11 protein-coding genes are annotated in these 13909 nt (G+C 42.7%); 2 read left to right on the plus strand and 9 right to left on the minus strand.

The genetic code is table 11. From position 1 onward, the window contains the following. Positions 1-85: 85 nt before the first annotated feature. Together ACS8FA_RS24395 and uvrB are read right to left on the minus strand one after the other, a co-directional pair. Positions 86-1138, minus strand: coding sequence for a pyridoxal phosphate-dependent aminotransferase (locus ACS8FA_RS24395; protein WP_439264758.1), 1053 nt, complete (start codon positions 1136-1138; stop codon positions 86-88). 311 nt (positions 1139-1449) lie between these two features. Beyond that, positions 1450-3561 carry an excinuclease ABC subunit UvrB gene (gene uvrB / locus ACS8FA_RS24400; RefSeq protein WP_101206411.1) on the minus strand — a complete coding sequence of 704 codons (2112 nt, stop codon included), beginning with the start codon at positions 3559-3561 and terminating at the stop codon, positions 1450-1452. 482 nt (positions 3562-4043) lie between these two features. Here uvrB and dps point away from each other — a divergent pair, with 482 nt between their 5' ends. Next, the gene (dps, locus tag ACS8FA_RS24405; RefSeq protein ID WP_114700342.1) at positions 4044-4526 is read left to right on the plus strand and encodes a DNA starvation/stationary phase protection protein Dps; all 483 of its coding nucleotides are present in this window, start codon (positions 4044-4046) and stop codon (positions 4524-4526) included. Positions 4527-4685: 159 nt separating this feature from the next. Here the strand turns inward: dps and ACS8FA_RS24410 are convergent, their stop codons facing one another. The 4 genes from ACS8FA_RS24410 to ACS8FA_RS24425 form a co-directional block, all read right to left on the minus strand. After that, the gene (locus ACS8FA_RS24410; protein WP_439264755.1) at positions 4686-5774 is read right to left on the minus strand and encodes a cation diffusion facilitator family transporter; all 1089 of its coding nucleotides are present in this window, start codon (positions 5772-5774) and stop codon (positions 4686-4688) included. Positions 5775-5981: 207 nt separating this feature from the next. Next, a complete protein-coding gene (locus tag ACS8FA_RS24415) occupies positions 5982-6542 on the minus strand; it encodes an acyl-CoA thioesterase (protein WP_439264753.1) in 561 nt (186 codons plus the stop codon). 151 nt (positions 6543-6693) lie between these two features. Beyond that, positions 6694-7104, minus strand: a complete 411-nt coding sequence (locus ACS8FA_RS24420) for a DUF2177 family protein (protein WP_057760908.1) — start codon at positions 7102-7104, stop codon at positions 6694-6696. Positions 7105-7143: 39 nt separating this feature from the next. Beyond that, the gene (locus ACS8FA_RS24425; RefSeq protein WP_520925331.1) at positions 7144-8049 is read right to left on the minus strand and encodes a LysR substrate-binding domain-containing protein; all 906 of its coding nucleotides are present in this window, start codon (positions 8047-8049) and stop codon (positions 7144-7146) included. Between the two features lie 105 nt (positions 8050-8154). On the opposite strand from ACS8FA_RS24425, the gene ACS8FA_RS24430 reads away from it, so the two are divergent. Continuing rightward, a complete protein-coding gene (locus tag ACS8FA_RS24430; protein ID WP_439264748.1) occupies positions 8155-9327 on the plus strand; it encodes an MFS transporter in 1173 nt (390 codons plus the stop codon). A 116-nt stretch (positions 9328-9443) separates the two neighbouring features. Here ACS8FA_RS24430 and ACS8FA_RS24435 read toward each other — a convergent pair whose 3' ends face one another. The 3 genes from ACS8FA_RS24435 to ACS8FA_RS24445 form a co-directional block, all read right to left on the minus strand. Further along, positions 9444-10895 carry a class I SAM-dependent methyltransferase gene (locus tag ACS8FA_RS24435; RefSeq protein ID WP_439264746.1) on the minus strand — a complete coding sequence of 484 codons (1452 nt, stop codon included), beginning with the start codon at positions 10893-10895 and terminating at the stop codon, positions 9444-9446. Positions 10896-11025: 130 nt separating this feature from the next. Further along, positions 11026-12036, minus strand: coding sequence for a DUF1365 domain-containing protein (locus ACS8FA_RS24440; protein WP_439264744.1), 1011 nt, complete (start codon positions 12034-12036; stop codon positions 11026-11028). A gap of 84 nt (positions 12037-12120) precedes the next feature. Beyond that, a complete protein-coding gene (locus ACS8FA_RS24445) occupies positions 12121-13857 on the minus strand; it encodes an NAD(P)/FAD-dependent oxidoreductase (RefSeq protein WP_439264742.1) in 1737 nt (578 codons plus the stop codon). Positions 13858-13909: the final 52 nt, after the last annotated feature.

A 13909-nucleotide genomic window follows, 5' to 3' on the forward strand; every position in this document is an offset into this window, starting at 1 on the left:
AACCAGAAAAATAGATTCAGCAAAAAAGGAAGCTGCCAATAAGCAACTTCCTTTTTATATTATTGAACTACATTAACTAATTTAGCTAGACCCAACCCTTTTCACGAAATGATTTGAGTACCCCTACAAATACCGCCATCTCATCAGGTCTGCCAAGTGTTAAGCGATTAAAGCCAGTGATTGGCGCAAATTCACGCCCGACCGCAATACCATGCTCACGCATTCTATCGATATAGGCTTGCACATCGCCTTGTATCTCATGAAATATAAAGCTTGCCTGTGATGGCAAATAGCGTAAACCAAGCTCATCTAATGTTTGCTCAACCAGTTGACGTGATTGATTGGCTGTACGTAAGCTCAATGCTAGAAAATCTTCATCATCTAGAGTTGCTAATGCAGCTACAGCGCCTGATAAGTTAGTATTATCAATCGAGATGAATGCTTCTAATCTAGCAATCATTTGCGGGCTAGCAACTGCATAGCCGACACGCATGCCCGCAAGTGCGCATAGTTTTGAGAAAGTACGCACCACAATGACATTTTCTGAGTACTCCTTTCGTATCCATGCAACACCACTCTCAAAACTTGGATCAGTCACATACTCTGAATAAGCTTCATCTAATAAAAAGTAATGGTTACTTGTTGCATTTCCTACCCATTCTTTGAGCTTTACTGTGTCAGTAATAGTCGACGTTGGGTTGTTTGGATTGCACAGATAAAACAAGCTAATACCGTCAAAGTCATCAGCGACTTTTTGCATACTTTGCAAGTCAAAGGCGTAATTTTCAGTGGTCAGCGGTACTTTTACCACAGGCACATCGATGGACGTCGCATATAATTCAGCATAGGCAAAGGTTGGATGCGGCACGATAACTTGGAATTTTTTTCCTGCTACTAATGCTTGATTTTGTAGCATTTGGACGACAGTACGAATATTTTCACTAGAGCCACTGCCTAGAGAAATTTGACTCTCTGTCACATCATTTATCTCAGCAACTTTGGTAATCAGCGCCGCACGTTGGTCATCGGGATAGCGAAAGCTGATGTCTAAAGAGTCGATAACGGCTTGTTTGGCAGCATCTGACATGCCGAGTGAATTTTCGTTAGAGTTTAATTCTATTAAGTTGTTGGTAAGCACAGTGAATAATACGCCTAGATTATGTCCATTCCAAAAATTCAGTCTATGTTTATAATGTGATCTATAAAAACAGTAAGCCTAGCCTACCAAGAACATTACACGTACTCGGCTTATTCGCTTATGACCTAAATTTTTGAAATGTTATATGGATGGTGAGATTTATGCGGATATGGTAAGTGGCAATGCGTTGTATTACAAGTATTCTGTACGTTCCGATATTGAATAAACCATAAAAAAGTGAGGTACTTAAAAAGCACCTCACCTTCGCTATTGTTTAGCCTCTTTTTAGCTTCAATATTCGACCCAAGTTATCAGATTAAATGTGCTTTTAGCTCCAGCACTTTATCACGCGTTTTTGCTGCTTCTTCAAACTTCAAATCACGCGACATTTGCTGCATTTGCTTCTCTAGACGTTTGATTTCTTTGGCAAGCAGATCGGGGCTACGCAAGATATTGATATCGACATCTGGCAAGTTACTCTTAACTGGGATAGCTTGATTGTCATTGGCATCCAAGCTTTCGCCCGTATCAATCTTGTCCGTGATACTACGGCGAGCACCTTTTGGCGTGATGTTATGCTCAAGGTTAAAGGCAATCTGCTTATCACGGCGACGATCCGTCTCATCTATCGCCTTTTGCATACTTGGTGTAATACGATCAGCATAGAGAATGGCTTTACCGTTTAAGTGACGCGCTGCACGACCAATCGTCTGAATAAGCGAACGCTCTGAACGCAAGAAGCCTTCTTTATCAGCATCAAATATCGCTACCAAAGATACCTCAGGCATGTCCAAGCCCTCGCGTAATAAGTTGATACCGACCAGCACATCATGCACGCCAGTACGGAGCTCATGGATAATCTGCATACGCTCGACAGTATCAATGTCCGAATGTAGATAAGCGACCTTTACGTCGTACTCTTTAAGGTAACTGGTCAGATCTTCCGACATGCGCTTGGTCAACGTGGTAATCAGTACACGCTCGTCCTTTTCACGGCGTTTGGTAATCTCGGATAGTACATCATCAACTTGCGTCAAGACAGGACGTATCTCAATCTCAGGATCAATCAGACCCGTCGGACGGACAACTTGCTCTACGACTTGCTCGCTATGCTCGAGCTCATACAATGCTGGCGTGGCACTGACATAAATGGTTTTGGGCTTGATACGTTCCCATTCTTCAAACTTCATCGGGCGGTTATTCATCGCACTTGGCAATCTAAAACCATAATTGACCAAGTTTTCTTTGCGTGATCTATCGCCTTTATACATCGCGCCAATCTGCGAAACCGTCACATGCGACTCATCAAGGAATAGTAAGGCATCTTCTGGAATATAATCAAACAACGTCGGCGGCGCTTCCCCTGATGGACGGCCAGAGAGATGCTGTGAGTAGTTTTCGATACCATTACAGTAACCAAGCTGCTGAATCATCTCCAAGTCATACTGTGTACGCTCTTTGAGACGCTGTGCTTCAATCAGCTTGTTGTTGTCACGGAAATACTCTAAACGCGGCTCTAGCTCAGCACGAATCGTATGGCTAGCAGCTTCTAACTTATTGCGCGGCGTCACATAGTGCGACTTTGGATAAATGGTAATACGTGGCACGCTGCGCACCGTCTTACCCGTTAAAGGATCAAACCACGTGATTTTCTCGACTTCGTTGTCAAATAAATGCACGCGTACGGCTAGCTGCTCAGACTCAGCAGGATAGATATCTAACAGCTCTCCACGCAAGCGATACGTACCACGACCAAAATCTAGCTCATTACGCGTGTACTGCATCTCAACCAAACGCTTGATGGTTGCCGTACGGTCAATGTTATCGCCCACAACGACATGCAGTAGCATTTTTAGATAGCTTTCTGGATCACCCAAACCATAGATACAAGATACCGAAGCGACAATAATCGCATCACGACGCTCTAATAAAGCACGCGTGGCTGACAGGCGCATCTGATCAATATGATCATTGATGGCGCTGTCTTTTTCGATAAAGGTATCACTAGCAGCGACATACGCTTCTGGCTGATAATAATCATAATAGCTGACAAAATATTCGACCGCATTATTAGGAAAGAACGATTTGAACTCGCCATATAGTTGAGCGGCTAGCGTTTTGTTGTGCGCCATAATAATGGTTGGACGCTGAGTTTCAGCGATGACCTTTGCCATGGTATAGGTCTTACCAGAACCAGTCACACCTAGTAGCAACTGTTCGTCCATGTCCGAATTGATACCGTTGACTAACTTTTTGATAGCTTGTGGCTGGTCACCTGCTGGCTCAAAATCAGTAACCATCTCAAAGGCACGACTTGATATTTGCGTCCCTGACGCATTAACACCACTAATTTCAGCTTCGCCTTGGAGCTGAGTGGCCAATTGATTTAACTGACGCGATGAGCGCGGTTCAGGCATTCGCATAATGGCTTTCTTCTTCTTAAGGTTTATAACAATATGGGGTCTGAGCAGCGGTTTTTAAAGGAAAATAAGAAGTCTTATCCTATAGTCGAAACGCTCTCTCGCTGACCAAAAAGTGAGTATATAAATGTACGATTTATCAAAAGTTAATGCTTAATATTAGCGGATAAAACTTACATCGTTATAAAAAACGCACACAGTATTCGATAAATTTACAAAGCTTTTCATGGTTAACAAACTCGTTACACGACCACTCAACAAAGCCTAACACTCAAGGGTTCCAACACTGAGTTAAGCTGTTATTATCATTCTTGAATTAACAAGTTGATGACTTTCAAGTACTAGTGATCAGTACTAATGAATGGATAGCTTTATAGCAATTCATATTGTTAGCTTTAACTTAATTGTCATCGAATAGAAAACCAATAAAAATACATTGAACTTTCATTCAATATAATAATTTTAAATAAATGACGGAGTAAAATATGAGAGAACGTTACGCAAGTGGTATTTCAGACGAAACTGCGAAAAAAATGATTGATTTGCTAAACGCTAACCTAGCAAATGTTATCGACTTAACCTTAGATGGCAAACAGTGCCATTGGAATCTACAAGGCACTGGCTTTATCGGTGTGCATCAATTACTAGATGAGACATCAGATCGTATCCTTGAAGTATCAGATACTATCGCAGAGCGTATTGTGATCCTGGGCGGCCAACCAAACGGTTTGGCAAGTCGCGTAGTCAAAGAGTCTATCCTAGATGACTACCCAACCGACATCACTGAAGTAGATCAGCATGTTCGTGAGCTAACAAGCCGCTACAAGAAAGTAGCCGAGACATTGCGTGAAGCGATTGCTACTGCTGGCGATGCAGGTGATGAAGACACCGCTGACTTATTTACAGAAGCTAGCCGTATCATCGATAAAGATGCATGGTTCATCGGCGCAAACGCGCCGAAAAAATAGTATCGTTTAAGTTAAATAATTACTAAGTACTAGAGTCATAAAAAAAAGCCGTCATGATTGACGGCTTTTTTTTGTTTGGTGTTTTGTTAATTTAAAAAGAATACTTAGAAGCATTCGATAAAACATACATATTACATATTCAATTCATCAAACCCCAGATTAAATATTCTTTAAACTTAGTAGCTCAGCGTTAGGTTCTGACAGCGTCAAGATAGCCTCTTGAAAGACTGGGTTACCTCTGAATAAATTTTCAATCTCTTCAAACTTCTGAGCGATATGTTCTTCTTTTTGATTCCCTGCGATATCTACTGCCGCCACCATAAATATCTTTTTTGGGCCGACCCATTCTAGGTGTAGATAGGACACACTATCGATATCTGGATGATTTAGCAGTTCGCTCAAAACGTATTCGTGCATACGGTCAGTGACTCTATGCCCGACTAAGAAATCTCGGTTGCGACTGATTAAGAATATGGCGACGACGCCCAATAGTAGACCAACAATGATAGACCCTAATGCATCCCAATACGGTTCGCCCGTATAAGCGTGCATACCCATAGCAGCAGCGGCAATCACCAAACCGATAACCGCTGCTAAATCTTCAAAGAATACACCGCGCAACGTTGGGTTAGATGTATCTACGACATAGCCAAGTGCACTGATATCGAGCGCTTCACCATGTTTTTTACTTTGTCTGTAAGCCTGAACCAATGAGATTCCTTCGAGCACAAACGCCACTGCCAATACGATAAAGCCAATCGTATAGTTAGCTTCAGACTCAGTAGCGTTCCATTCTTTGATACCGGTATAGATAGAGACAATCGAGCCTGCCGTAAATACACCAAAAGCAGCAATCATAGACCAAACATAAGACTCTTTGCCATAGCCTAACGGATGGCTTTTGTCAGCAGGTTTGATAGATTTTTTTTCTGCGACGATGAGCAAAGTACCATTACCAGCATCTGCCCATGAGTGAGCTGCCTCTGCAATCATGGAGGCTGAGCCTGTCATAAAGGCGGCAACGGTTTTTGCGATTGCAATAACTAGATTGGCCCCGACTGCAATTAACACAGTGATCAGTGAGCCTGAATGCTCATCATTGGTTTCAGGGCTTTGATTAAGGGTATATTTTAATTCAGGGTCATTTAGAATTTTAGGATTACCTGCCCCACGCGCGCGAGGTGTTTGCGCTTTAGGAGAGGCTGGTAAATGGCGCTGCGGATTAGCAATAGATGGCTTTAGACTCATGCTAGACTCACTGAAATAACGTATTGATAGTAGAATTTTTGCCATGGATGAATGGCTTGAAACATACATCAGCTTAAAATAAGCGCTCTACAATATCAGTGTCTTTTTAGTGAGTCGTTGTATGAATTATTAATTCAATAAAACTAGATACCCTTGGATGATTTCAGATAGTTTTAAATACCTTTAGATAGTTCTAAATACCTTGGGCTACTTTTCCACCTCGGCATTTTCTTCGTTCTCGCCAAACTGCTTATTAACCTCTTCGAAGTCACAACTAGGACGATGTGAGCTTTCCATACGCAGTTTCTTTCGTTCTTTAGCCGCATCCGCTCGACACTGTTGCATCTTGTTTTTGATATCAAGTGGCGGTGCAGAGGTTGGTTTACCATTGTCATCGATAGCCACCATCGTAAAGTAACAACTATTGGTATGACGGACAGTACGGCCACGCACATCTTCTGCTTCGACGCGGATACCTACTTCCATTGAGGTGTTACCAACATAGTTGACACTGGCTGCAAAAGTAACCAACTCACCCACATATATCGGCTCACGGAACATCACCTGATCGACAGACAGTGTCACCACATAATTACCACTATAGCGACTGGCACAAGCATAGGCGACCTGATCAAGCATCTTGAGCAAATCCCCACCATGCACATTGCCAATGAAATTCGCCATATCAGGCGTCATAAGTACTGACATGTATAGCTCATGGTTTAATGGGGCTTTTTTAGCAGTGGAGCTAGTATTGTATTGCGGCATAATATTCCTTAATGGTTTGACACTTATTTATTATGCCTACCATTTATACAGCAGGTCACCGTATAGCACAAACAGCCCTCTGTCATTAGACAGTCTAAATTGTGTAAATTAGGGCTATTTAAACAGCATTATATAGGCCAAGACATAAGCGCTAGCTCAACCAGTGAAAGCGATACGCAAGCCACGCTACTATGGCGCTAACCGAACCGGTCAAAATACCACCCCATACAAAGTCTACCAACGCTGTATCTAGCGTAAAGCCCTTATACAGTGCTAAATTGGTAAAGTCGTATGTTCCATAAGCCATCAAGCCAATCAGCCCGCCGAGTAAGAAGATATGACCCACGGATGCGCCAGCTTTGATTTGCGGATATAGAACCAAAATACAAAGCGCCAATATATAAAACATATAAAACACGCCAGCCGCCATCATGTTCGGTTCATCAGCCAATAGATGCCCAATACGCGACTCATAAAAGGCGCCTTTCATAGTCGTCAGCCATACAGCATCGACACCCAAAAAGATAACCACAGCAGCGAGATAAATGAAAACGTAACCCATGATATTACCTCTTATAAAATGAATGAAAACGGATAAAATTTATAGTGTTAGTCTTGGTTGGATAAAGTCTAAAAATGCCAGAATACGCGAAGATACGGCACTATTTTTGTAATATACCGCCTGTATGGCTTCACGGTTATTTGGTCTGGCTATCGCCTCAGGCAACACCTCAACCAGTCGTCCAGACTCCAAATCCTCACCAATCATAAAATGTGACAATAAAGCAATACCTTGATGATTTAAACATAGCTGACGTAGAGTCTCGCCGCTACTACCAGTCATATGAAAATTCAGTTTCACTGGAGTTTTTAGTGGCCAACTATTTAGTTTTGATGCATCATTAAAGCCAATTAATTTATGAGTGCTTAAATCATCAATATTCAAATCATCAATATGAGCTACTTCATTATGCTGATATAAATATTCAGGACTGGCTACTAGCCGCAGCTTACTTTTACCTAATAGACGTGCATGCAAATTTGAGTCTTTTAAGTCGCCAATTCTGATAGCCAGATCCGTCTTGTGCTCAAGCAAATCAATAATATTGTCATGCGAGGTAAGGTCGAGAGTGATGTGTGGATATTGCGCCACAAAATCACCAACCAAAGGCGTCAGTTGATGAAAGACAAACGGGCTCGCGGCGTCAATTCTTAGATGCCCACTTGGTGCTTGTTTTAACAGCTTAATCGCCTCTTCACCAGTATATAACGTATTTAAACTCTCACGCGCATATCTTATAAAGACATGCCCCTCCTCCGTCAGCTCCAAGCGCCGTGTCGTTCTATTTAGCAGCGTGCATTGCAGCGTATCTTCGAGTCTGGACACCGCACGAGATACCTTAGCTACTTGCTGATTCAGTAAGTTGGCAGCGCCAGTAAAGCTACCCGTGTCTACTACCGTCAAAAATATCTCTATGTCTTCTGTTTTAGCATGTCCCATCATCATGATTACCTTTACAAAATTGACAAAGGTATTTTGTCATTTGTGCTGTTTTTTGCAAACTATAAATCGGTCAAACTACGCGCATCATTTAATTATTAGGATGTCGTTATGCCACTCGCTTTATGGGCGCTTACTCTAAGCGCATTTGCAATTGGGACAACCGAATTTGTCATCGTTGGATTGGTACCAACTATTGCCGCCGATCTGGGCGTGAGCTTACCTTCAGCAGGTTTGCTCGTTAGTCTATATGCCGTCGGTGTTGCCATCGGTGCCCCTATACTTACCGCACTCTCTGGCCGCTGGAATCGTAAAATAGTACTGATGAGCCTAATGGGTCTGTTTGTCATGGGTAACTTGCTGGCTTGGCAAGCACCCAGTTATGAAACCTTAATACTTGCCCGTATCTTGACTGGTCTGGCACATGGTGTGTTTTTCTCTATTGGTTCCATGATTGCTACTAGCCTTGTCAGTAAAGAAAAAGAAGCCAGTGCAATTGCCATTATGTTTACCGGACTCACTGTGGCGCTCGTCACTGGCGTCCCCCTTGGTACATGGATTGGACAGCATTTCGGTTGGCGCGCTACGTTTTTGGTCGTCTCAGCACTGGGCTTAATCGCTTTAATTGGTAGCGCGATATTAGTACCAAAAAACCTAAAAAAATCTATCCCTGCAACGTTCAAAGAGCAATTACAAGTCATTGTAAAACCACAGTTACTGCTGGTTTATCTCATGACGATCCTTGGTTATGGCGGTACGTTTACGGCATTTACCTATCTAGCACCTATCTTAGAGCAGCAAACCAAATTTGCACCATCAGCCATTGGGCTCATCATGCTCGTATATGGCGTGTCCGTTGCTATTGGTAATATCTGGGGCGGAAAACTTGCAGATAAACGTGGCCCTATTAGTGCGCTTAGCATTATATTTAGTGCCCTAAGTGTCATTCTTTTACTGTTCACCTTTACTATGCAGTCCAAGATTGCCGCAGTGCTAACTATTCTAGTATGGGGTGCTTTCGCCTTTGGTAATGTACCAGGTCTACAAATCTACGTGGTTAAGCAAGCTGAAAAATATACGCCAAATGCCGTCGATGTCGCTTCTGGATTGAACATTGCTGCATTCAATATCGGTATTGCACTGGGCTCAATCATCGGTGGTAGCGTGGTTGAAAATATGTCACTGCAAGACACGGCTTGGATCGGTGCTATCATCTCTTTAATGGCACTGGCGGTAACACGCTATTCAGGTCTGCGTGATAAGCGTGCCCTGCAAGCATCATAGAACCATTCAAGGTATAACCTTTCAATGTACAACCTCTCAACACATGGGTCCCAAACTGTTTGTGCAGTATGAGACCCTATTAATGTCATAAGCAAACCATATCTATATGATTAGACTTATACTGATGCGGTGTCTGTTCTATCTTCTTCACTAAATGTCTCATCGTTCAAAACCGTTTTATGATTTAAGACGGCAGATGGCAAATCAGAAAAATGTAGCGTATCGATATTGTTAGGCTTCACCGCAGTAACTTGTACCACACCGATCGTGCGCTCCAAAAACCCACCTTCGCAATAGCAAAAGTAAAACTGCCATAGGCGGATAAAAGCATCGTCATAGCCAAGCGCTTGAATCTCTGCACGCTGCGCCATAAACGCAGCACGCCAGTCACGTAGCGTATACGCATAATCAAAGCCATAATCATGCAATTGTTTGACGACCATATCGGTTTGTTCAGTAAATTGGGTCGTCAGCTCTTGGTTTGAAAGCAGACAACCACCTGGGAAAATATGCGTTTGGATAAAATCAACCGAGTCGATATAATCTTGATAATTCTGATCATTAAAAGTGATTGCCTGCAAGACCATGAGACCCGTCGGCTTGAGCAAGCTATTACACTTGACAAAGAAAGTCGGTAGATACTCATGCCCAACCGCTTCAATCATCTCGATACTGACTAGCTTGTCATATTGACCTGTCAGCTCGCGGTAATCTTGTTTGAGCAATGTGATTTTGTCAGACAGACCTGCCGCCTCGACTCGTCGCTGTGCTTCATCATACTGGGCATCAGAGATAGTCGTGGTGGTCACATGGCAGCCGTAATGCTTGGCCGCAAAGATAGCAAAACCGCCCCACCCTGTACCAATTTCGATCACATGATCATCAGCGCTAAGCTGTAAACGTTGGCATATAAGCGACAGTTTGTGCTGTTGCGCATCGCTAATCGTCACATTAGGCGTTGTATAGACTGCTGATGAGTACATCATGGTATCGTCCAAAAACCGCTCATACATGTCATTGCCCAAATCATAATGCGCTAGGATATTGGATTTGGAGCCAGATTTGTCATTGCTACGCAGCTGATGCTTCGCTTTTTCAAATGCTTTACTAATACCTGCAAAACGATTCTCTAGTTTATTGAGCACTGCTAAGTTACGAGCCGCCAAGCGAATCAAACCTGTTAGATCATCCGTATCCCACTCACCATCGATATAACTGTCTGCTAGCGCGATAGAGCCGCCAAGTAATAGCTGACGATAGACAGCGCTATCATGAATCTGTAGCGTCACATGTAGCGAATGGCGACCAACCGCCGAGCTACTAGCGTCGTTAGTAGCTACTTTGCCAAAGCTACTTGTCTTAGGTTCCTGCTCATCGAATGTCTCAATCAGCGTGAGGCTACCAAACTGAACGTGTTGTAACGCACGAAAGATAAGCTTTCTAGCTAAATGATTCACACTATTGCTGACTGGCTGTAGTACAGCGCTTTCATTAACTACTTTGCTCACACGAGCAGTTAATTTTTCTAGTTTTGTGACTGGTACTCGATCGGTCGGTCGTGCTGGCATCGTGTATTTATCCTTGTTTAAATGCTTTATTTTTTAGTGGTTCATTTTTAGTATTACATTGACGAGATTTTTGGACTGTTGATATTTAAAAATTGCTGGAACTATAAGACATCTTTTGCGCTCGATACTGCTAGCCGCTTTTCTGTTGACTGTCGGCCAATTTTTCATCGTAGTTGATATACGGCACTTTTTTAATCGCATAGAGCTTAAACGCGTGCCAATAAATACGTGTTAATGATGTTATATTCATCAGAGGGTTTTTTCGCAAGCTATGACGAACGGCATCTTCTGTCATTGGCACCCCTGATATCTTTATACCAGTTTTTAGCACTTCACCGCGCTCATCACTGATATTGATAGCGATACGCACTTGTAATCCAGTATTAGATTGCTCATCCGTTTTAGTAGGTTTTACCGTAACTTGCCAGCGGTACAGCTGATCGATAGGGTTAAAAGGTGACACATGAAAGTCCTTGTCATGACAAAACTCAGTGTTCTCTCCTTCTAACAAAAACCCGTAGTAATGGCGCTTGTCCCATGGCGTATTAGACACTTCAGCCAATAGATGAGTTGGCGTTTGCTGCGCATCAAACCCTAAGTAAAAATTAACTGGGCTAAAGTACATGCCCGCATTACGGCAGATAAGCAGTCCCAACATATCGCCTTCAGGTGCGCTCCCCGCATATTTCTCGAATGCTCGGCTTAGGCGTTTTTCTAGTGCTTGAACAGACTGTCCATTACTATCAGGTTTTCTATCATCGCTTAGGCTATTATTACTCTGTAGATCAATATGCTGTAGATAGTCATCAGCACAGAAACGTTGTAGCGCCTTTTTCTTTGCTGAAAATAGAGGTAGACCTTTTGCTAGTAGCTTTTTTGGTAACACTGTGCGTAATGGTAATTTTTCTAAAAACTTACTCTCATCAAATGCTGCCGTGTTAATTTCAGGAAGTTCCTTTCCTTTCGCAAGCGCACTAATATTGACGCCCCAATAGCGATAAGGGTAAACGAATTTATTCACACTAGGTAGCAGCCGACTGTGCCATGTCGTGCCCTCAAGCAATTGATGCGGTAAAGCAGTGGTATCATAAGAAGACTCATGACTTGGCATAGCATTGGTATCTTGAGCGGACATGGTCATAAATAGTCTCTTGTGTAACGGCGTACTTTTTATATGGCAAATCTTTCAAAACACTTAGAATACATAACAGAATTAGTCGTCATATTATTTGGTTTTACGGCGACCGAATAAGCCACGTTTCTTATATTGGCTCGTATCAGTAGTTTCATTCTGCAAACGATCAGCATACTCAACCAGCTCCTGGTTGGTTGTCGCTATGGTGATTTCGCGCTTATTCAACCTACGTAACTTGGTATCCGCTTTTATAGGTAAGTCTTTATAACGAAACGGCGTATGTGCGCTATCAGCGTCAGGTAAATGGGCTGGGTCAACCTCGTCTTTTATATCAATATCAAGACCGAGCGCCTGACAGACACGTAGGCCACTGCGTACGCCATCTTCATGAAAGCCATTAAACCAATAAGCCCCGCAGAAATGTGTGTGCGAACCGTTACCCGAGATACTCGACCATTTAGTCTGCGCCTCAATCATCGCAAGATCGAACACTGGATGACTGTAATCGATGCTCTTAATTATCTGCTTATCATCGACGCTTTTGTTGTCTACAGCTGGATTTAATGTGACCAAATAATTGTGTTTTTTGGTCAAGCGTTGCAGGATATTCATGTGATAAGTCAGCACTGGCTTTGCAGGTATCTGTGCGTTTCCAGCCGCTTGCTCATCCTTAGCATTACCTGAAGTTGTTTCATCTATTAAGTAATTCCAGCTTGCCCATGCCAGTGGTTTCTTAGGTAAAACACTAGTATCGGTGTGCAGTACAGCCGTGTTTTTGGTAAAGCGGAAATGACCTAATACTTCAGATTCATCGGTGCTGGCATCCTTTAAAATCTTTAGCGCAGTATCTGCATGACAAGCAAAAACAACTTCATCGAATACAAGATTTTCGCTACGGTTGTTAGCATTACCTTTATCCTGCACTGTCAAAGCACTCTTCACCGTCAAAATCACTTGCTCACCATCACGAACTACAGACTGTACTGGACTATTGACCCGTATCTTGCCACCCGCTTTGATAAAGCGTGGAATCAGTTTATTGACGTACTGCTTTGAGCCGCCTTTTATCGTAAACCACTGCGGACGATTGACCACATCAAGCAACCCGTGGTTGTCAAAGAACTGTGCAAAAAACACCAAAGGAAATTCTTGCACTTCATCTAGGCTGGTTGACCAAATAGCCGATACCATTGGCAATAGATAGTTATCGGTAAACAGCTGACCGTATTTCTTTTGTGCCAAGTAACCACCGAGCGTTTGCTCTGCAAAGCTACTAACGTCTTGTCCTTGAGAGCGCGCACTATCGTAATCTTGGCGTAGCTGTTTGATATGCTTATTAAACTGTAAGATATCTTTGATAAACTGCCAGAATTTTGGATTAAGTACATTTTTACGTTGTGATAATAAAGTGTTGAGTGTGTGACCATTGTATTCAAAATGACGTGCAGTATTTTTAACAGAAAAGCTCATATCCGTTGCTTGAAACGGCACCTGCAACTCATGAAGCAAGCGGAAAAAGTTCGGGTATGTGCGCTCATTAAAAACAATAAATCCTGTATCTATCGCACTACTCTCTACATTGCTACTCTTTGCTTTTCTACCGTCTTGTAGCACCACATCAATCGTGTTTACATGCCCGCCGATATAATCATTGGCTTCAAATACCGTCACATCATGTTGCGTGCCTAGATAATGGGCGCATGTCAGTCCTGATACACCTGAGCCGATGATAGCAATACGTTTTTGGGCAGTCTGATGGTCAGAATCTGTGGCAGCATCGGTAGCATTTTTTTGGTTACTTGCACGCTTGAAACGAGTAAACGGCATAAAAGCATTCTCTTCTGTATTTTTCTGTCGATATGATGGCTAAGAGTTCTAT

The organism is Psychrobacter sp. 1Y1 (assembly GCF_051847395.2).
In the GTDB taxonomy this organism is placed as follows: domain Bacteria; phylum Pseudomonadota; class Gammaproteobacteria; order Pseudomonadales; family Moraxellaceae; genus Psychrobacter.